General features: G+C 64.3%; 15 protein-coding genes. 11 read left to right on the plus strand and 4 right to left on the minus strand.

Features of this window, described 5'->3' with window-relative positions:
- Positions 1-2: 2 nt before the first annotated feature.
- A complete protein-coding gene (locus LKD23_RS02020; RefSeq protein ID WP_227620128.1) occupies positions 3-254 on the minus strand; it encodes an AbrB/MazE/SpoVT family DNA-binding domain-containing protein in 252 nt (83 codons plus the stop codon).
- 329 nt (positions 255-583) lie between these two features.
- On the opposite strand from LKD23_RS02020, the gene gltX reads away from it, so the two are divergent.
- The 11 genes from gltX (at position 584) to LKD23_RS02075 (ending at position 13,475) form a co-directional block, all read left to right on the plus strand.
- Positions 584-2,053, plus strand: a complete 1,470-nt coding sequence (gene gltX, locus LKD23_RS02025; RefSeq protein ID WP_227620129.1) for a glutamate--tRNA ligase — start codon at positions 584-586, stop codon at positions 2,051-2,053.
- Between the two features lie 34 nt (positions 2,054-2,087).
- On the plus strand, positions 2,088-2,360 hold the full coding sequence (locus LKD23_RS02030; protein ID WP_227620130.1) for a hypothetical protein: 273 nt from the start codon (positions 2,088-2,090) through the stop codon (positions 2,358-2,360).
- Positions 2,361-2,593: 233 nt separating this feature from the next.
- The gene (locus LKD23_RS02035; RefSeq protein ID WP_431834220.1) at positions 2,594-4,882 is read left to right on the plus strand and encodes a SpoIIE family protein phosphatase; all 2,289 of its coding nucleotides are present in this window, start codon (positions 2,594-2,596) and stop codon (positions 4,880-4,882) included.
- A 66-nt stretch (positions 4,883-4,948) separates the two neighbouring features.
- Positions 4,949-5,893 carry a pectinesterase family protein gene (locus tag LKD23_RS02040; RefSeq protein ID WP_227620131.1) on the plus strand — a complete coding sequence of 315 codons (945 nt, stop codon included), beginning with the start codon at positions 4,949-4,951 and terminating at the stop codon, positions 5,891-5,893.
- A 15-nt stretch (positions 5,894-5,908) separates the two neighbouring features.
- The gene (locus LKD23_RS02045; protein ID WP_227620132.1) at positions 5,909-6,073 is read left to right on the plus strand and encodes a hypothetical protein; all 165 of its coding nucleotides are present in this window, start codon (positions 5,909-5,911) and stop codon (positions 6,071-6,073) included.
- Positions 6,074-6,183: 110 nt separating this feature from the next.
- Positions 6,184-6,915, plus strand: coding sequence for a DUF4830 domain-containing protein (locus tag LKD23_RS02050; protein ID WP_227620133.1), 732 nt, complete (start codon positions 6,184-6,186; stop codon positions 6,913-6,915).
- Positions 6,916-7,156: 241 nt separating this feature from the next.
- Positions 7,157-7,420 (plus strand): HPr family phosphocarrier protein, encoded by a 264-nt coding sequence (locus LKD23_RS02055; RefSeq protein WP_227620134.1) that lies wholly within the window; start codon positions 7,157-7,159, stop codon positions 7,418-7,420.
- 90 nt (positions 7,421-7,510) lie between these two features.
- Complete coding sequence (gene ptsP, locus LKD23_RS02060; protein ID WP_227620135.1) at positions 7,511-9,151, plus strand: phosphoenolpyruvate--protein phosphotransferase; 1,641 nt, start codon at positions 7,511-7,513, stop codon at positions 9,149-9,151.
- A 147-nt stretch (positions 9,152-9,298) separates the two neighbouring features.
- Complete coding sequence (locus tag LKD23_RS02065; protein ID WP_227620136.1) at positions 9,299-10,492, plus strand: cation diffusion facilitator family transporter; 1,194 nt, start codon at positions 9,299-9,301, stop codon at positions 10,490-10,492.
- A gap of 19 nt (positions 10,493-10,511) precedes the next feature.
- A complete protein-coding gene (locus LKD23_RS02070; RefSeq protein WP_227620137.1) occupies positions 10,512-11,696 on the plus strand; it encodes a pyridoxal phosphate-dependent aminotransferase in 1,185 nt (394 codons plus the stop codon).
- Positions 11,697-11,705: 9 nt separating this feature from the next.
- Positions 11,706-13,475, plus strand: coding sequence for a glycoside hydrolase family 2 protein (locus LKD23_RS02075; RefSeq protein ID WP_227620138.1), 1,770 nt, complete (start codon positions 11,706-11,708; stop codon positions 13,473-13,475).
- 62 nt (positions 13,476-13,537) lie between these two features.
- Here LKD23_RS02075 and LKD23_RS02080 read toward each other — a convergent pair whose 3' ends face one another.
- The 3 genes from LKD23_RS02080 to pth form a co-directional block, all read right to left on the minus strand.
- Positions 13,538-14,656: a foldase gene (locus tag LKD23_RS02080; RefSeq protein ID WP_227620139.1), complete on the minus strand. Its 1,119-nt coding sequence runs from the start codon at positions 14,654-14,656 to the stop codon at positions 13,538-13,540.
- A gap of 20 nt (positions 14,657-14,676) precedes the next feature.
- On the minus strand, positions 14,677-18,162 hold the full coding sequence (gene mfd, locus LKD23_RS02085; RefSeq protein ID WP_227620140.1) for a transcription-repair coupling factor: 3,486 nt from the start codon (positions 18,160-18,162) through the stop codon (positions 14,677-14,679).
- A gap of 211 nt (positions 18,163-18,373) precedes the next feature.
- On the minus strand, positions 18,374-18,952 hold the full coding sequence (gene pth / locus LKD23_RS02090) for an aminoacyl-tRNA hydrolase (protein WP_227620141.1): 579 nt from the start codon (positions 18,950-18,952) through the stop codon (positions 18,374-18,376).
- Between the last annotated feature and the right edge of the window lie 9 nt (positions 18,953-18,961).

Genomic DNA, 18,961 nt, shown 5'->3' on the forward strand with positions numbered 1-18,961 from the left:
GCTTACAGCGCGGCGATCTTGGCCCGGCAGGCGGGGCAGATGCAGTAGCCCTCATACTGGGCCATGCCGGCCACCAGCTCGCCGCAGAAGTCGCAGCTGCCGGCGGGACGGTGCTTTTTGAGGATGATCTGATCGCCCTCCACGAAGATCTCGAGCTTCGAGTCCTTGTCGATGTGCATATTGGTGCGCAGTTCCTTGGGAAGGACGATGCGCCCCAGAGAGTCGATGCCACGAACGATGCCAGTTGTTTTCATATTCATTTCTCCTTTGGTAGTGTGTCCGGAAGAATGGCAGATATGGCACTGATTGCGACGATGCGACGCAAAAAATGTTCCTGCGCAGGAAAAACAGGAAAAAACTGCCAACTTCTTTCCTACTCAGTATACAAAAAGTTGAGCCGTTCGTCAACCGAAACGCGGAGTTTCGACAAAAACTTCTCAAAGAAACCGCAAAATCAGGGTCAGGCGCTTCCGGGGACGCCCCTCTTTGCTGTCTCCGTTGACAAACAGGGCCGGAGAGGGTAAACTTAGGCAGAGATAATTGCAATTCATTTGCCTATGATAGATAAAAAGGAGAAATCATTATGCCGAATCCGAAGATCCGCACCCGATTTGCCCCCTCGCCCACGGGTTATATGCATGTTGGCAACCTGCGCACTGCGCTGTACACCTACCTGATGGCCAAGCACGACGGCGGCACCTTCATCCTCCGCATCGAGGACACCGATCAGGGCCGCTACGTCGAGGGCGCTGTGGACGTCATCTACAACACCCTGCGGGAGACCGGCCTGCTGTGGGACGAAGGCCCCGATGTGGGCGGCCCCGTCGGCCCCTACGTCCAGAGCGAGCGGATGGGGATGTTCAAGCAGTACGCCGAACAGCTGGTGGCAGAGGGCAAGGCCTACTACTGCTTCTGCACCGAGGAGCGTCTGGAGGCCCTCCACGCCGAGCAGCGCGCCCACGGCGAGATGACCCACTACGACGGCTGCTGCCGCGACCTGCCGAAGGAAGAGGTGGAAAAGCGCCTCGCCGCCGGTGAGCCGTACGTCATCCGCCAGAAGATCCCCCGCGAGGGCGTGACCGGCTTCGACGATATGGTCTACGGCCACATCGAGGTCAACAACAGCGAGATGGACGACCAGATCCTCATCAAGACCGACGGGATGCCCACCTACAACTTCGCCAATGTGGTGGACGACCACCTCATGGGCATCACCCACGTCATCCGCGGTAGCGAATACCTGTCCTCCACCCCGAAGTACAACCTGCTGTATCAGGCGTTCGGCTGGGACATCCCGAACTACATCCACTGCCCGCCGGTCATGAAGGACGCCCAGAACAAGCTCTCCAAGCGCAACGGCGATGCCAGCTATCAGGACCTCGTGGCCAAGGGCTACCTGACCGAGGCCATCCTGAATTACATCTGCCTGCTGGGCTGGAGCCCCAAGGGGGAGTATGCCGAGCAGGAGATCTTCTCGCTGGCAGATCTGGTCAAGATCTGGACGCCGGACGGCATCTCCAAGTCGCCCGCCATCTTCGACCCCCTCAAGCTGCGGGCCATCAATGCAGAGTATATCCGCCGTCTGTCTCCCGAGGAGTTCCTTGCCAAGGCCGAGCCGTGGATCGACAGCGCCGTCCACACCCCCATCGACAAGAAGCTGCTCTGCGCAAACCTTCAGCCCCGCTGCGAGGTGCTGGGCGAGATCCCCGAGCAGCTGGACTTCTTCGACGTCATGCCCGAGTATGACGTGAGCCTCTACGCCAACAAGAAGCAGAAGACCACCCCCGAGTCCGCCAAGGAGGCGCTGGAGGCCCTGCTGCCCGTCCTGAGCGACGAGGCGCTGGACTTTGGCGACCGTGACACCGTCTTCGACGCCTGCAAGGCCAAGGCCGAAGAGCTGGGCAAGAAGAACGGCTGGCTGCTCTACCCGCTGGGCATCGCCCTCTCGGGCAAGCAGCGCACCCCCGGCGGCGGCACCGACCTCGCCTGCATGATGGGCCGCGAAAAGACCCTCGAGCGGGTGAAGACCGCCATCGGGAAGCTGAATGGGTAAAAAGACCTTATAAAAACGTAAGGAGGCAGTCTGTATGATGTATCCGTTCATGACGCTGGACGATAACACCGAGGTCGTCCATTCAGAAATGCTCCCGGACCATCGCGTCAAGGTTTATTTCGAGAAGCCGGATGCGAAGGATTGCTTCCATTCTGCGGTGTGTTATCTCCCAGACTATAAGTGGGAGGACATCAACGGCTTTACCCCGGCGGAGATCGCCCGGTATCAGGAGCTTGTGGAGTCCACAGCGCATCTGATCTTGCAGTTCTCCAAAGAGGGAGGCGTCGAAAATGCCGCAGGTTTTTAAGAGTGTCCTGCGCAACATCATGGCCATTATCGAAGCACGAAGCGCCGAGGTCGTCGCAAAATGGACGAGCTTTTTTGGCGAAGCACACTATTTCTGCTGAGATTTTATCCCATCCCATCACCCCGCCAAAAACCGCGCCGCGTCTGGGCTAGAGTATATGCAACAGGCGTGGGAAACAGAACAGCACAACGTGATATTGCAGAAGATCCCCGCCGGAAAGCGGGGATTTTTCTATGCAGGTGTCTTTTCGGACCATCCAGACCTCTACGGGCAGAAAGCCGGTGGGCGGCGCGCTCCGGGCGCGGGCGGCGGTACGGCCCGCCCTGCGGCAGGGGTGTGCATTTCTGCTGGGGCTGGCCGGAGGCTGGGCCGTGCTGTACGGGGCGCTGATGCCCTTCGGGCTGGGGCTGACACTGGGCTTTGGGGAGGACTGCTTTGCCGTGGGGGCTGCCGGGGCAGCGCTGGGGCTGCTGGCGCGGAGCTTCGGTGCGCTGACGGTGGAGAGCATCTGCCTGCTCTGCGGGCTGGGCGCGGCAGTGGCTGCGCGGTGGCTCTGGCCGGGCCGGTTCGGCCCGGCGGTGCTGGCAGGCTGCGGCACGCTGGCGGGGAGCGCCGTCTGCTTCGCGGCGGGGGAGGAGAACGGCGTTCAGCTCCTGCTGCTCTGCGGCGGGGACGCCCTGCTGGCGGCGGCGCTGGGGCTGGGCCTCCGCCGCTTCCCGCCCGAAAAGCCGGGGATGGGCAGCCTGCTGCTGGCGGCCGCCGTGGCAGCCGCATGGGGCGGGGTGAGCTTCGGGCTTCTCCTGCCCGGGGTGCTGGTCTGTGCGGCGGCAGAGCTGGCCCTCTGCTGCAAGGGTCTGCCGTTGGCGGCACTGGCCCTCAGCGGGGTGACGGGGGCGGCGCTGGCTTCCGCCGACCCTTCTCTTGCCCCTGCCGCCGCCGGGCTGGCCTGCGGGTGTGCCGCTGCGGCGGTGCTTGCCCCGGCAAGGCGCATCGAGGGGCTTGCGGCCTACGGAGGCGGCTGTGTGGCGGGGGTGCTCTGCGTCCAGCCGCTGGCCGGGGCATTCGGCTTCCTGCTCAGCGCCGGGGCGGGCGCGGGACTTTGCGCCCTGCTGCCTGCGGGCTGGCTGGCCCCTGCCGCCAAGAACGATGACCCGCCCGGGGACGAGCGGCCCCGCCTCTCCGCCGCCGCGACCCGGCTGGAAGCGGTGGCCGAAAGCCTCTCCTCGCTGGCGGAGACGGTGAACGAGGTATACGACGCCTTTCCGCGCCGGTGCGAGGACTTCCGCTGGGTCATCGACAACATCCACGACAGCCTCTGCGCCAACTGCGGGAGGCGGGAGGTCTGCTGGAAGCAGGAGCACGCCGCCACGCTGGAAGGGATGGAGGCCCTGCGCCCCATTCTGGAAGAGCGGGGCCATCTGGAGACCATGCTCCTGCCCGGACAGCTGGCCCGGTGCATCCACCCGGCGGCGCTCTGTGCGGCGGGAGACAGGGCCTTTGCCCTCTACCGCAGCCGCCGGGAGGCCCGCGTCCACTCCGAGGCCATGCGGACGGCCCTCACCGAGCAGTACAGCGCGGTGGCCGATGCGCTGGGCGTCCTCAGCGAGCAGCTGGGCCGTCCCGGAAGCCCCGAGCCGTATAAATCGGGCCGGGTGGCGGCGCTGTTTGCCCAGCTGGGCACGCCGCCGCTGGAATGCGCCGTCACGCTGGATGACTTGGGCCGCACCCGGGCGGCGGTGACGCTGCCCCGCACCCGCTTCAGCGAAAAGGAGCTGGCCGCGCTGGCCGGGGAGGTGGGGCGCATCTGCCGCCGCAGCCTTGAGCCGCCGCAGGTGCTCTCCTGCAAGGGAATGACCACCCTGCTCTTTGCGGAAAAGCCGCTGCTGCGGGCCGTGTTCGGGACGGCGGGCGCAGCGGCACGGGGCGAAATATCCGGCGACGCAGTGCAGCAGTTCTGCAGCGCTGCAGCCGCGCAGATGATCCTCTGCGACGGCATGGGGACGGGACGCCCTGCGGCAGTGGACGGCAATCTGGCCGCAGAGCTGACGGCCCGGCTGCTGAAAGCGGGCTTCACCGCCGAGCTTGCGGCGAGGCTGGTGAATGTGGCGCTGGCCCTCAAGAGCGACGAGGAGAGCGGTGCGACCCTTGACCTCGTCAGCGTGGACCTCTACACCGGCACGGCACGGCTCTTCAAGGCCGGCGCGGCCCCGGGCTTCCTCGTCCATGGGGGCAAGGCCCGGGCCGTGGGCGAAGCCAGCCTGCCCATGGGCATTCTCGGGGGCGTCAGCGGCCAGAGTCGGGTGGTGCATCTGGCAGCGGGGGACTATGTGGTGCTGGTGTCGGACGGTCTGCTGGCAGACGGCCCGGGCTGGGTGCTCCAGCAGCTGGAGCTTTCCGCTGCCAAGGCCGAAGCCCCCGACCTGCTGGCGAAAAAGCTGGTGGAGGCGGCCCGTGCCCGTGCTGTCCAGCGGGGCAGGCCCGACGACATCACCGCTGCGGTGCTCCGGCTCGAGAACAGTTGAGATTGCTTTTTGGGCGGCAAGGGGGTATACTGAAAAGTATCCCAACTGACCATAGGAGAGATTATCATGCTGACGATCACAGTTGCACAGGACGGCAGCGGCGACTTCGCATCCATCGCGGAGGCGGTGCTGGCCGTACCTTATGAGGAGGAAGCATTGGTGCAGGTCGGCCCCGGGCTTTACCGGGAAAAGCTGATCTGCGAGAAGCGCTGCATCACCCTGCGGGGGGCGGGCGCAGACCGGACACGGCTTGTGTGGGGCGACGGCGGAAAGCTGCCCCACAAGGACGGCCGCCCTACCCACACCTTCCGCAGCTACACCGCCTTTTTCAGCGGCGGGACGCTCTGCGTGGAGGACATGACCATCGAGAATGACGCCGGGCCGGGCGCACAGGCCGGGCAGGCCGTCGCGGCCTATGTGGACAGCGCCCGGGCGGTGTTCCGGCGGGTGAAGCTGCTGGGCAATCAGGATACCCTCTTCTGCGCCCCGCTGCCCGAAAAGGAGCGGGAGAAGGACGGCTTCCTCGGCCCGAGGGGCCTTGCGCCCCGCCGCCCGACGGCCCAGTACTATACCGAATGCGAGATCGCGGGGGACATCGATTTCATCTTCGGCGGCGGAGACGCGCTGTTCGAGAACTGCACCCTCCGCACCGTGGACAACCACATCCCCCACAGCTATGTCACCGCCCCGTCGGGCAAAGCCGACGGGCTGGGCTTCGTGTTCTGGAACTGCGATTTCGTCTCCGACTGCCCGGCGGGCAGCGTCTATCTGGGCCGTCCGTGGCGTCCCGAGGGGAAGACGGCGGTGCTGGACTGCCGCCTCGGCGCCCACATCGCCCCGGAAGGCTTCATCGCGTGGAACGACCGCACGGACACCGGTCTCGCCACCTTCGCCGAGGCCGACAGCGCCGGCCCGGGCGCGGCAGAGCGTCCGGCGTGGGTGCGTGCCCTCTCCGGGCCGGAGGCGGCGGCACTGCTGGCCCGCGCCCGCGCCCTCTGCCGCCCGGCATGACGGAGGATGTGACCGATGAAAAAACTGCCTGACTTTGTAAAATGGCTCATCATCGCTGCGGTGCTGGCCGGGATGGCCGCCCTGATGGTGGCCGTGAACGACCGGGCCTCCCGGGTGGAGATGCCGATGCCGGACAACAGCCTCGGCATCTACCGCACGACGCCCGCCGCCGGAAACTGAATCCTGAACCGTGAAACGGGACTGCTGCAAAGCGGCCCCGTTTTTTGCATAATCCTGCCCCGCTTTGCGTATGCTGTACGGACAAAACTGAATGGGTGGGAGGCATGGGTATGTTTGTGGTCACACTGAGTAAGGCAAGCGTCAAGAAGGCGGGCGTTGGGGCACTGTGCTGTGCGCTGGTGGTGTTCAGCGCCATGCTGGGGCGTTACATCAGCACCCGCACGGTGGCCGTCGCAGCGGCGAACAATAAGATCGAAAGTGCACAGGACATCCAGACGTGGTTCACGGGCTACGGGCTGGACGTAGATGGGGCGTCCATCACCGCCGACAAGGTCAAGATCCCCCGGAAGTGGGACGACAGCTTCTCGGCCTTCAATGGGGTGGTGCAGCAGAGCGGGATGGACCTCACCCGCTACAAGGGCAAGACGGTGGAAAAGTGGACGGCGCTCATCCCCGCCGCCAGCCGGGGCGACGTGAGCAGCTACGGCGTGCTGCTGGTCTACCGGAAGAAGGCCGTCGGGGCGTATCTGCTGGAAAAGCCCTCCGGCGTCGTCACGGGACTGAAGGACGCTCAGACCGCCATGGCATTGCAGGAGGCCGAGCAGGTGTCCGGCGAGGACTTCAGCGGCGACTGGGGAGAGCGGCACGATGAGGAGCTGACCGACGAACAGGCCCGGCAGACCTCGGGCGAGGATTTCAGCGGGGACTGGGGCGAGCGCCACGACGAAGAGCTGACCAGTGAACAGGCACAGCAGACCTCCGGAGAGCCGGAAAATGCACAGAGCCAGCCCGTGCAGTATACCGACCTGCCGCTGGACGCCGAGGGATACCCCGTCGAATAGGTGTCATTTTGCACGAAAAAATGCGGTGAAGCAGAAAAGATGTGCAATAGTGGTATTTCTGGAAAAATATTCTGTTCAATGTTACTAAAATTTTTGATAAAAAATCGGCAATATGGAAGGGTGAAAAAAGAACGACTAAGGTTTATAATAGAAATAGACATCCAGCAGCCAGAAGGTTCGAGTGCTGTGTCCCGATGGGCAGGGTGAGCTGCCCGGGAGGATCGGATGAAGTAAGGAGAAAATGATCATGAAGGAATTCCAGTACACCGTTAAGGATGCCTGCGGCATCCACGCACGTCCCGCCGGCCTGCTCGTTAAGGTGGCCAAGGGCTTTGCAAGCACCGCTACCCTCGAAAAGGCAGGCAAGACCTGCGACCTGCGCAAGCTGATGGCCCTGATGGGCATGGGCGTCAAGCAGGGCGACACCGTGACCATCAAGGTGGAGGGCGACGACGAGGCCGCCTGCGCCGAAGCGATCCAGAAATTCCTGAGCGAGAACGTCTGATCGCCCAGTGTGATGAGAAGCCCTTGCGGGGAATGCCTGCGGGGGCTTTTTGTTACGAAAATGAAAACGATGAAATAAGGAGAAAATGCAATGCAGGTAGGCACCGGTAAAAGCATCCTGAATGGCATTGCCATCGGAAAGCTGAAGATCTATAAGAAAAAGAATACCGTTATCTCCGCCGCTGAGGTGGCCGACACCGCCGCTGAACTCCAGCGCTTTGAGGATGCCCGCGCCAAGGCCATCGACCAGCAGACCGCCCTCTACGAGAAGGCTCTGGCTGAGGCCGGCGAGGACATCGCCGAGGTGTTCAACATCCACGCCATGATGCTGGACGACGACGACTTCGTGGACGCCATCAAAGAGATCATCAACGGCCAGCACCGCTGCGCCGAGTATGCCGTCAAGACCGCCGGAGACAATCAGGCCGCCGTCTTTGCGGCCATGGACGACCCCTATTTGCAGGCCCGCAGCGCCGATGTCATCGACATCGCGCAGGCCATCCTCGATATTCTGCAGGGGGTGGACAACGCGACGCTGCAGGGCACCGAGCCGAGCATCCTCGTGGCAGAGGACCTCGCCCCCTCCGAGACTGTCCGGATGGACAAGAGCCTGCTGCTGGGCTTCATCACCCGGGAGGGCAGCTCCAACAGCCACACCGCCATCCTCGCCCGCAGCATGAACATCCCCGCCCTCATCCAGTGCAAGGACATTCAGGACGACTGGGACGGCAAGATGGCGGTCGTGGACGGCTACAATGCCTGCGTCTACGTTGACCCCACCCCCGACCTGCTCAAGAGCCTGAAAAAGCGCCAGCAGGAGGACCAGAAAAAGCAGGCCCTCTTACAGGAGCTGAAGGGCAAGCCCAACACCACCCTTGACGGCAGGACCATCAACGTCTTTGCCAACATCGGCGGCATGGGCGATGTGGGGGCGGTGCAGCAGAACGACGCCGGCGGCGTCGGCCTCTTCCGCACCGAGTTCGTCTACCTCAACTGCAAGGACTTCCCGACGGAGGACTACCAGTTCGAGGCCTATAAGCAGGTGCTGGAGAGCCTTGCGCCCCGCAAGGTGGTCGTTCGCACCTGCGACATCGGCGCGGACAAGACCGTGGATTACATGAAGCTGGACCACGAGGACAACCCCGCACTGGGCTACCGCGCCATCCGCATCTGCCTGACCCGGAAGGACTTCTTCAAGACCCAGCTGCGTGCGCTGCTGCGGGCTTCGGCCTACGGCAACATGAGCATCATGTTCCCCATGATCACCAGCCTGCGGGAGCTGCAGGACGCCAAGGCCGTGCTGGACGAGTGCCGCGCCGAGCTGCGTGCAGAGGGCAAAAAGTTCGACGAGAAGATGGAAGTGGGCACCATGATCGAGACGCCTGCCGCCGTCCTCATCGCGGACGAGCTGGCGGAGGAGTGCGACTTCTTCTCCATCGGTACCAACGACCTGACCCAGTACACTTGTGCGCTGGACCGTCAGAACGCAAAGCTGGAGCCGTTCTTCAACCCCCACCACCCCGCTGTCCTCCGGGCCATCAAGATGACCATCGACGCGGGCCACCGCCACGGCATCTGGGTGGGCATCTGCGGTGAGCTGGGCGCAGACACCGCCCTCACCGAGACCTTCCTGCGGATGGGCGTGGATGAGCTGTCCATGAACGCCAAGAGCGTGCTGCCCGTGCGCAAGATCATCCGCAGCATCGACCTGAGCAAGCCTTCGGATAAATAAGGCATTCCACGCTGAACCCTCGGCCCCCGGCAGGGAACTTCCCCGCCGGGGGCTTTCTGCACCCGAAAAATTTGCAGAAATGCTTTAAAACCATAAAGTGCAGTGCTATACTGATAGCATTGGTACATCTGCTGAGAGGAAATATTTATGACACGACTGCTTATCCGCCTGTTCATCAGGCACCCGGAGGACACGAAGGACGCCGCCGTCCGCACGGCCTACGGCAATCTGGCCAGCCTTGTGGGCATGGCCTGCAACATTCTGCTCTGTCTGGGCAAGCTGACGGCGGGCACCCTTTTCGGCTCCATCGCCATTATGGCCGACGCACTGAACAACCTTTCGGACGCTTCCTCCAACGTGGTGAGCCTTGTGGGCTTCCGGCTGGCAGCCAAAGGCCCGGACGAGAAGCACCCCTACGGCCACGCCCGGTATGAGTACCTCGCGGGCCTCGTGGTCTGCGTCACCATCCTCGCCATCGGGCTTTCGCTGCTGAAGGAATCGGTCCTGAAGGTGCTCCACCCCACGGCGGTGGTGTTCAGCTGGCTCAGCGTGGCGGTGCTGGCGGCGTCCATCGGCGTCAAGCTCTGGATGAGCCGTTTCAACAAGACCATCGGCCAGCGCATCGGCTCTGAGACCCTGATGGCCACCGCCGCCGACAGCCGGAACGACGTACTGACCACCAGCGCCGTCCTCCTGTCCACCGTCCTCTCCCGCCTGACGGGCTGGGATGTGCTGGATGGCCTCATGGGCGTGGCGGTGGCCGGGTTCATCCTCTGGTCGGGGTGGGGGCTGATGATGGATACCCTCAGCCCGCTTCTGGGCGAAAGCCCCTCGCCTGAGCTGGTGGAGCACATCGAGCGCACCGTCATGAGCTATCCCGGCGTGCTGGGCGTCCACGACCTGATGGTCCACGACTACGGCCCGGGGCATCAGTTCGCCTCGCTCCACATCGAGTTCCCGGCGGAGGCCGACCCCTTGGAGGCCCACGACATCATCGACAACATCGAGCGGGAGTTTATGGAAAAAGACCGCCTGCAGGTCACCATCCACTACGACCCCATCGTGACGTCGGACGCCGCCGTGGGCGTCCTGCGCAGCCGTCTGATGGAGAAAGCCCGCCAGATGGACCCGCGCCTGTCCGTCCATGACCTGCGCATCGTGCCGGGAGACAGCCACACCAATGTTCTGTTCGACCTTGTCTTCCCGGCGGGCTACACCGGGGATAAGGATGCCCGGCTGGCCGAGATGTGCAATTTCGTCAAGGAGCAGGACCCGAAATACTGCTGTGTCATAAAGGTGGAGCAGAGCTATGCGTCTGCCCCGCCCGAAGAGGAACAATAAGAAAAAGAGGGAAAGTATTATGCTGAACGAGACTTACCGCGCCATGCTGGGCCATAAGAGCGTCATCCGCGAGACTTTCATGTATGGCAAACAGCGCGCCGCCGAGATCGGCTATGAGAACGTGTTCGACTACTCGCTGGGCAACCCCAGCGTGCCCTGCCCGGACAAGTTCACCAAGACCATGCAGACCCTGCTGGCCGAGGAGGAGCCGGTGGCCCTCCACGGCTACTGCCCCAGTCAGGGCGACCCGGGCTTCCGCACCGCTGTGGCGGCCCATCTGGCCGGGACCTTCGGCCTGCCCTACGAGCAGAAGGATATTTTCCCCACCACGGGTGCGGCGGGGGCCATCGCCCACGCCATCCGCGCTGTGACCAAGCCCGGCGACGAGGTGCTGACCTTCGCACCTTATTTCCCGGAGTACGGCCCCTATGTCGGGGGCACCGGCGCGGTCCTGAAGGTCGTGCCCCCGCAGGCCCCGGCGTTCCAGCCGAACCTCGACGCCTTTGAGGCGATGCTGAACGAGAATGTCGCCTGCGTCCTCATCAACACCCCCAACAACCCCACCGGCGTGGTCTACTCTGCCGGGACGCTGACCCGGCTGGCTGACATCCTGACCGAGAAAAGCAGGGCCTTCGGCCACACGATCTTCCTCGTCAGCGATGAGCCTTACCGCGACATCGCGTTTGATGGCAGAAAGGTGCCCTACCCGGCGGCATTCTATCCCCACACCCTGACCTGCTTCTCCTTCTCCAAGAGCCTGAGCCTCCCCGGCGAGCGTCTGGGCTATGTAGCCGTCCGGCCCGGCTGCGAGGGCGAGGAGCTGCTGGTGGATATGATGGCCCAGATCTCCCGCTTCACCGGCCACAACTGCCCGCCCAGCATCATCCAGCGCGCCGTGGCCCAGTGCCTCGACGTGACCAGCGACCTTTCCGTCTACGAGACGAACATGAACCTGCTCTACGACAAGCTCACAGAGCTGGGCTTCGAGGTGGAGCGCCCCGGCGGCACCTTCTACATCTTCCCGAAGGCGCTGGAAGAGGACGCCAATGCCTTCTGCCTCAAGGCCCGGGAGTTCGACCTGCTGCTGGTGCCCAGCGACACCTTCGGCGTCAAGGGCTATGTCCGCTTTGCCTACTGCATCGACACCGAGAAGGTGGAGCGCAGCCTGCCTGCGCTGGAAAAGCTGGCTGCGGCCTATAAGTGAGGAAATAAAATGCATCCGCTCCCCGAATATCCCCGTCCCAGCCTGCGCCGGGACAGCTATCTGAATCTGAACGGCCTGTGGGATTACGCCATCACCAGAAGCCCGGAGTTTCCGGCCCGGTGGGACGGCAGCATCCTCGTGCCCTATTCGCCCGAGGCAAGGGCCTCCGGTGTGAGCCGCACCTTGCAGCCCGGCCAGTGGCTCCACTACCACCGCAGCTTCACGCCCCCGGCGGGCGAGGGCGGGCGGGTCCTGCTCCATTTCGGGGCGGTGGACTATGCCTGCGCGGTAGAGGTCAACGGCCGTCTGGCCGGGGGACACCGAGGCGGCTACTGGCCCTTCACGCTGGACATCACCGACCTGCTCCGCCCGCAGGGGCACAATACTCTCTGGGTGGCAGTCCAAGACCCCACCGGTGCGGGCACGCAGGCCAGAGGCAAGCAGACCCTCAAGCCCGGCGGGATGTTCTACCCGGCCCAGAGCGGCATCTGGCAGACCGTCTGGCTCGAGCGGGTGCCGGAAAACTATATCGAAAGCCTCACCGTCATCCCGGACTATGACGCCCGGACTGTGACGGTCAGAGTCCATACCACGAAGCCCGGCGGCGCGGTAAATGTCTGGGCGGCTGTCCGGGCCGGAGGCGTGACCATCGCCGAGGATTGGGGCAGCGACGAGGCCGACCAAGACGGCGAAGTGACCCTGAATATCTCCGAGGAGCACTTCTTCCCGTGGAGTCCCGACAGCCCCTTCCTCTACGACCTGACCGTGGGCACGACGCAGGGCGAAGAGGAGGGGTTCGACACCGTGCACAGCTACTTCGCCCTCCGCAAGTGGGAGTGCAGGGAGGACAGGCGGGGCATCAAGCGCTTTTTCCTGAACGGAAAGCCTATCCTCCTCAACGGCCTGCTGGATCAGGGCTACTGGCCCGAGGGCCTTTATACGCCGCCCTCCGACGGGGCAGTGGAGCACGAGCTGCACACTGTGCGGGAGCTGGGCTTCAATCTGCTGCGCAAGCACGCCAAGATCGAGCCGGAGCGGTGGTATTACCACTGCGATAAACTGGGCATCATCGTCTGGCAGGACATGGTGAACGGCGGCGGGGCCTACCCCATGTGGTACGTCACCTATCTGACGAACGCTTTGCAGCCGCTGCTGCGCTATGCCCCGGACGGGAAGCTGCTCTGGGGCCTGCTGGGCCGGGGCAGCGCACGCAGCCGGGAGGAGTACAGCCGGGAGCTGGCCGACACGGTGGCCGCGCTGGGCCAGCACCCCTCCATCGGATGCTGGGTGCCCTTCAATGAGGGCTGGGGGCAGTTCGACGCAGAGAAAGCGACGAAGGCCCTCCGCGCCCTCGACCCGACCCGTCTGGTGGATGAGGCCAGCGGCTGGTTCGACCGGGGCGGGGGAGATGTCCACTCCATCCACAACTACTTCTATCCGCTCCGCATCCGCCCGAAAGCGCGGACGGTGGCCCTCAGCGAGTACGGCGGCATCGCGTGGCCCATGCCCGGCCATGAGCCGCCCCGGAAGACCTACGGCTACGGCACAGTCAGAAGCCGGGCCGAGCTGACCGGACGCTACCGTGACTTGCAGCTCAAGACCATTCTGCCCCAGCTGAGAAAGGGCCTCTCGGCGCTGGTATACACGCAGCTGACCGATGTGGAGGATGAGGTGAACGGCCTGTTCACCTACGACCGCCGGGCCATCAAGCCCGAGGCCGCTGCCATCCGGGCCGTCAATGAGGCGCTGGAAGCGGAATTTGAAAAAGTCGTATCCTGACAGCAAAAAAACTCCGGGAGCCGGAATGCCCTCGGAGTTTTTTGCATCTTATTCCGGAAAAATTACTGGTCGCTCTGGGTGTTCTTGATCTTGGAGGCCGGAAGCTTCTTCGTGGCGGCGGTGTCCAGCGCATGAGGCAGCGAAGCGCCGAAGGACTGGATGCTGTCCTGCAGCTCGCTGCTCTTCATGTCGGAGAGGGCCTGTGCGCGGAGAGCGTCCAGCGTGTCGGCCTCCAGCGGGTCGAGGCGGACGAGGAGCATCAGCGCATAGCCGGAGTACTGCACCGCAGCTGCCTCGCCGGGCTTCAGGGCACGGACGGCGTCGGCAGCGCCCTCCTCAGAGAAGGTGGAGTCGATGTCGGCAGCACCCAGCAGGGCGGTGGAGAGAGAAGCAGCGTCGGAGGACGGCGTGCCGTCCAGCACGGCGTAGATGTCGGGCAGAGCGGCAGAGACGGCAGCGCCGAAGGCGGAGGTCTGCGCTGCGGCGTCAGCGTGGACGGCGGCGTTGTAGCTCTCGGCGGCGGTCTGGGCCAGCTCCAGCATCTGGGTGCTCTGGTCGTCGTCGGCGAAGGCGAAGGTGCTGGTATTGTACAGCGGGATGACGGTGTAGCGGATGTAGACCATATCGTCCTCGAGGTGGCTGGTCAGCTCAGCGTCGGAGACGGGGGTCTCGCCGTCGGTGCCGTAGCAGAGGGTGAGCAGGTCGCTGCTCTTGATGAGGATGCGCTCGAACCGCTTGAGGGTGTCGAGGCCGATGCCGTTGGCCTTATAGAGGTCGCCGTTCTGCTCCATCAGCTGGGAGGCATAGCTGTCGGCCTGCGCCTCCTCGTCGGGGGTCAGCACGCCGCCCAGCGCGTCGAAGCGGGTCTCGATGGCGGCGTAGGACTCGAGGTTCTCGAGGGTCTTCTGGGCCACATAGTCGCTGACCACGGCGGTCTCGCCGGTGGCATCATCGACGGTGATGGTGGCTTTGAGGAAGCTGGACACCTTGGAGGCATCCTGCTCGTCGGAGGCGAGGTCGGCGGCGGTCTGGTAGGCGTCGAACTGGGCCAGCAGATAGAGGCCGGAGGGGATGTCCACATCGCCGATGGTGCCGACGGAATCCGGGGTGGAGAGGCTGCAGCCCACGAGGCCGACGGCCAGTGCGAGGGCGCAGACGAGCGCGATGAGTTTCTTTTTCATAAGTGTACTCCTGATAAAGTTTATTTTTTGCCGGAGGCTTCCTCCTGCGGGGCGGCAAGGATGTCCGCCATCGCCCGGAGGATGCTTTGCAGCAGTTCCAGCGGCTTTTCGTCGGGCTGAAGGACCACTGAGAGGTAGGGCTTGGTGCCCGCGCCTGCCGTCACCCGGCCATTGAAGGCGATGAGCAGGCCGCGTATCATGCCGACGTCCAGCGTCTCGACCTGTAAGAGCAGGGTGTCCTTCTTCTGGGTGACTTCGTAGACGCCCACGGCGGCGGCCTGGACCCGCACCAGCGAGACGCTGACGAGGTCGCTGACCGAGGGGGGCGGGTCGCCGTAGCGGTCGATCAGCTCGTCCAGCACGTCGGCGGCGTCCTCGGGGGTCTGGATGGCGGCGATGCGCTTGTAGGCCTCGATGCGGCCCGGGCCGTCGGCGATATACTTCTCGGGGATGAAGGCGTCTACCCGCAGGTCCACGAGGCACTCGCTCTTGTCCCGCTGGATGGGTTCGCCCTTGGCCCGGGCGATGGCCTGTCCCAGCATCTTGACATAGAGGTCGTAGCCCACGGCCTCCATGTGGCCGTGCTGGCTGTGGCCCAGCAGACTGCCTGCGCCGCGAATTTGTAAGTCGCGCATGGCGATGCGGAAGCCGGAGCCGAAGGCTGTGAACTCCCGGATGGCGGAAAGGCGCTTCTGGGCGATGTCGGTGAGGGTCTTGTCCCGCCGGAAGGTGAAGTAGGCGTAGGCTTTCCGGCCAGAGCGGCCCACACGGCCTCTGATCTGGTACAGCTGGGCGAGGCCCATCCGGTCGGCATCCTCGATGATGAGGGTGTTGCAGTTGCGCACGTCGATGCCCGTCTCGATGAGGGTGGTGCAGACGAGGATGTCGATCTCGCCGTTCAGCAGATGCTGCCAGACGGGGTTCAGCTCCTCCTCGGTCATCTTGCCGTGGGCGATGCCCACCCGTGCACCGGGCACCATCTGGCTGACATGGGCGGCTGTGGACTCGATGTTGTCCACACGGTTGTGGAGATAGTAGACCTGACCGCCCCGGGCCAGCTCCTTCTTCATGGCCTCGGCAAGGATGACGTCGTTATATTCCAGCACGAACGTCTCCACAGGCTGGCGCTCGATGGGGGGCTGCTCGATGGTGGAAAGGTCGCGGATGCCGCTCATGGCCATGTTCAGGGTGCGGGGGATGGGGGTGGCCGAGAGGGTCAGCATATCCACGCCGATGAAGTTCTCCTTCAGCTTCTCCTTATGCTTGACGCCGAAGCGCTGCTCCTCGTCGATGATGACAAGGCCGAGGTCGTGGAAGCGGACGTCCTTGGAGAGGAGACGGTGGGTGCCGACGACGATGTCCACGCTGCCGGACTGTAAGCCCCGCAGCGTCTCCTTCTGCTGCTTTGCGGTGCGGAAGCGGGAGAGCATCCCGACCTTCACCGGGAAAGCCTCCATGCGGGAGATGATGGTGTTGTAGTGCTGCCACGCCAGCAGGGTGGTGGGGGCGAGGATGGCGCACTGCTTGCCGCCCATAACGCACTTGAAGGCCGCCCGGAGGGCGACTTCGGTCTTGCCGACGCCGACGTCGCCGCAGAGCAGGCGGTCCATGGGCCAGCCTTTTTCCATGTCCTTTTTGATCTCGGCGGTGGCGTTGAGCTGGTCGTCCGTCTCGTCGTACTCGAAGCGGGATTCAAAGTCGCTCTGCCAGTCGCCGTCGGCAGGGAAGGCGTAGCCCGTGGCCTGCCGTCGGCGGGCGTAAAGCTCGATCAGCTCCTGCGCCATCTCCTCGGTGGCCTTTTTCACCTTGGCGCGGGTGCGCTGCCACTCGGTGCCGCCCAGCTTGGCCAGCTTCACCTTTTCCTCGTCGCCGGGGGCGGTGTAGCGGCTCAGCAGGTCCAGCTGGGTGACGGGCACATAGAGCACGTCCGAGCCGGAATACTGGATCTTGAGGTAATCCTTTATCGCGCCCTGTACCTCAAGGCGCTGGATGCCCGCATACATACCGATGCCGTGGCTCTGATGCACCACATAGTCGCCGGGCTTGATGTCCGACAGGCTGGAGAGGGCGTTCTTATTTTTCTTGCGCTTTTTGGCCTCGGCGGCCTCGTCGCCCAGACCGTGGCGCCGGGACGAGAGGACGGCGGCATGGGCGAAGGGGAAGGTGCAGCCTGCCGTGAGGTGGCCGGGCAGGACCTGCACCAGCCCCTTTGTGGGCCGGACGTCCCGGCTCATGCTGACGGCGTAGCCCTTGTCCGCGAGGTCCCGGGTGAGGGCCGCCGCGCCCTTGGGCGTACCGGCAAAGAGGACGACCGCGTACCCTTGCGCCACCAGCGGGTCGAGATCCTCCCGCAGGGAGGCAAGGTCGCCGCCCCAGTTGGGGGCAGCAAAGGCCTCGGCGTTGATGAGGTCTTTGAGTTTGAACTCATTCATGCCCCGCAGGAAGTTCTCGCAGAGCAGGGTGCTTTGTTTCTGGGCTGCGATGGCGAGGTCGTCCATGGTCTGGTAGAGCACATCGAGGCCGGGGCAGAGGACACCCTCTTCCAGCAGGCCGGTCAGCTCCTCGCTGCGGCGGAACTCGGTGGCCTTCTGGGCGTCCCGGATGCCGCCCACCTCGTCGAGGATGAAGATGGGGCTGCGGAGATGGTCAAGGAGGGTGGCGGGCGTCTCATACCGCAGGCCGTAGTATTTGTCCATGGCCTCGGGCATGACGCCGCTGTCCAGCTGGGCAAGGTCGGCCTCCATCGCCTTTTCAAGGGCGGTGCGGTGCTTGCCCCGGGCTTTTTTCTGGGCGGCGCGGAGGGCGTCCGCCGTGTCGGCGGTGCTGCCGAACAGCACCTCACGGGCAGGGGAAAGATAAATTTTCTCGAGTGCGCCGTCCCGCCGCTGGGTCAGCAGGTCGAAGGAGGCCAGAGAGTCGATCTCATCGTCCCAGTATTCCACACGGGCGGGCTGGTGCATATCCGGGGCGTAGATGTCCACGATGTCGCCCCGGACGCTGAACTGGCCCGGGCCGTCCACCTGACTGCGCCGCACATACCCGGCGGCGAAGAGCCGCTCCACCAGCGCTTCCCGGTTATAGACCATGCCGGGCTTGAGGGTGAGGGTGTTTTTCAGGAACTCATCCTGCGGCACCGTGTATTGGAGCAGGGCTTCGGCGGGGACGCAGACGGCCTGCAGCCGTCCGCCCGCCAGTGCGCCCAGCACCGACAGCCGCCGGTACTCGTACTCGCGGCCCGCGCCCTCCACGGGGCGGAGCATGAAGTCCCGGGGCGGGAATACCGCCGCCGAAAGGCCCAGCGTCTTGAGGTCGTCGGCAAAATGGGTAGCCTCGGCCTCGCCGGGGGTGACGATGCAGAGGACGCGGCCTGTGTCCTTCTGGAGGGAGGCGTAGAGCAGCGCCCGGCCCGCCGGAGGCAGGCCGAACAGTGCTGCCGGCCCCGGCGACGCAAGGCTGGCCGCGATCTTCTGGTATTCGGGGGTGCTTTTCAGGAGCGCTTCGTACATGGGAGACCTCCTTTCTGGTTAAAGCCTCTCCCTTTGGGAGAGGTGTCACCGCAGGTGACGGAGAGGGCAAGGACGGGACGATAGGGCCGCTGCATAGCGACAAGCAGGCTCTTTGTCAGAGAGAGGCTATCGCTGCGTTCGTGCCTCTTTGCCCGCGGCCTTGCCCTCTCAGGCGCTTCGCGCCAGCTCTCCCAAAGGGAGAGCCTTTGATTCATCCGTTATACTTGCTCTGCGCCAGACCGAGCTTGCCGTCCATGATGAGCTTGGCGGCGGCTTCGAGGTCGGGCAGGCGGTCGGCGAGGGCCTTGGCGTCGTCGGGCGGGAACTTGCCCAGCACCCAGTCGGCGAGGTCGTAGTCCGGGCGGGGCTTTGCGCCCACCCCGATGCGGATGCGGGGGAAGTTTTCGCCGCCGAGGCGGGCGATGATGCTCTTGAGGCCGTTGTGGCCGCCTGCCGAGCCGGAGGGCCGGATGCGCAGCTTGCCGGGGCTTTGGGTGATGTCGTCGCAGAGGACGATGACGTGGTCGGCGGGGATCTTGAAGAAGCCCGCCAGCGGGGCGATGGAGTCGCCCGAGAGGTTCATATAGGTCAGGGGCTTGAGGAGCACGACCTTATGGCCGTCCACCTCGCCCTGCCCCCACAGACCCTGAAACTTGGTCTTGGAGACGGAGATGCCCCATCTGCCTGCCAGATCGTCCAGCGCGGAAAAGCCTGCGTTGTGGCGGGTGCCGTCGTATTTTGGCTCCGGGTTGCCGAGGCCGGCAATGAGCCAGATGTCATTGGTATTCATACTGTATTC

It is taken from the genome of Faecalibacterium butyricigenerans, assembly GCF_020687345.1.
Taxonomy (GTDB): domain Bacteria; phylum Bacillota; class Clostridia; order Oscillospirales; family Ruminococcaceae; genus Faecalibacterium; species Faecalibacterium butyricigenerans.

What these genes read in the sequence shown, in the direction of transcription:
- mfd (WP_227620140.1), bottom strand. Translation starts at nt 18,162, where the DNA reads ATGTACGAAGCGCTCCTGAAAAGCACCCCCGAATACCAGAAGATCGCG.
- pth (WP_227620141.1), bottom strand. Translation starts at nt 18,952, where the DNA reads ATGAATACCAATGACATCTGGCTCATTGCCGGCCTCGGCAACCCGGAG.
- LKD23_RS02050 (WP_227620133.1), top strand. Translation starts at nt 6,184, where the DNA reads ATGTTTGTGGTCACACTGAGTAAGGCAAGCGTCAAGAAGGCGGGCGTT.
- LKD23_RS02020 (WP_227620128.1), bottom strand. Translation starts at nt 254, where the DNA reads ATGAAAACAACTGGCATCGTTCGTGGCATCGACTCTCTGGGGCGCATC.
- LKD23_RS02040 (WP_227620131.1), top strand. Translation starts at nt 4,949, where the DNA reads ATGCTGACGATCACAGTTGCACAGGACGGCAGCGGCGACTTCGCATCC.
- LKD23_RS02065 (WP_227620136.1), top strand. Translation starts at nt 9,299, where the DNA reads ATGACACGACTGCTTATCCGCCTGTTCATCAGGCACCCGGAGGACACG.
- LKD23_RS02070 (WP_227620137.1), top strand. Translation starts at nt 10,512, where the DNA reads ATGCTGAACGAGACTTACCGCGCCATGCTGGGCCATAAGAGCGTCATC.
- LKD23_RS02075 (WP_227620138.1), top strand. Translation starts at nt 11,706, where the DNA reads ATGCATCCGCTCCCCGAATATCCCCGTCCCAGCCTGCGCCGGGACAGC.
- LKD23_RS02035 (WP_431834220.1), top strand. Translation starts at nt 2,594, where the DNA reads ATGCAGGTGTCTTTTCGGACCATCCAGACCTCTACGGGCAGAAAGCCG.
- LKD23_RS02080 (WP_227620139.1), bottom strand. Translation starts at nt 14,656, where the DNA reads ATGAAAAAGAAACTCATCGCGCTCGTCTGCGCCCTCGCACTGGCCGTC.
- gltX (WP_227620129.1), top strand. Translation starts at nt 584, where the DNA reads ATGCCGAATCCGAAGATCCGCACCCGATTTGCCCCCTCGCCCACGGGT.
- LKD23_RS02030 (WP_227620130.1), top strand. Translation starts at nt 2,088, where the DNA reads ATGATGTATCCGTTCATGACGCTGGACGATAACACCGAGGTCGTCCAT.
- ptsP (WP_227620135.1), top strand. Translation starts at nt 7,511, where the DNA reads ATGCAGGTAGGCACCGGTAAAAGCATCCTGAATGGCATTGCCATCGGA.
- LKD23_RS02045 (WP_227620132.1), top strand. Translation starts at nt 5,909, where the DNA reads ATGAAAAAACTGCCTGACTTTGTAAAATGGCTCATCATCGCTGCGGTG.
- LKD23_RS02055 (WP_227620134.1), top strand. Translation starts at nt 7,157, where the DNA reads ATGATCATGAAGGAATTCCAGTACACCGTTAAGGATGCCTGCGGCATC.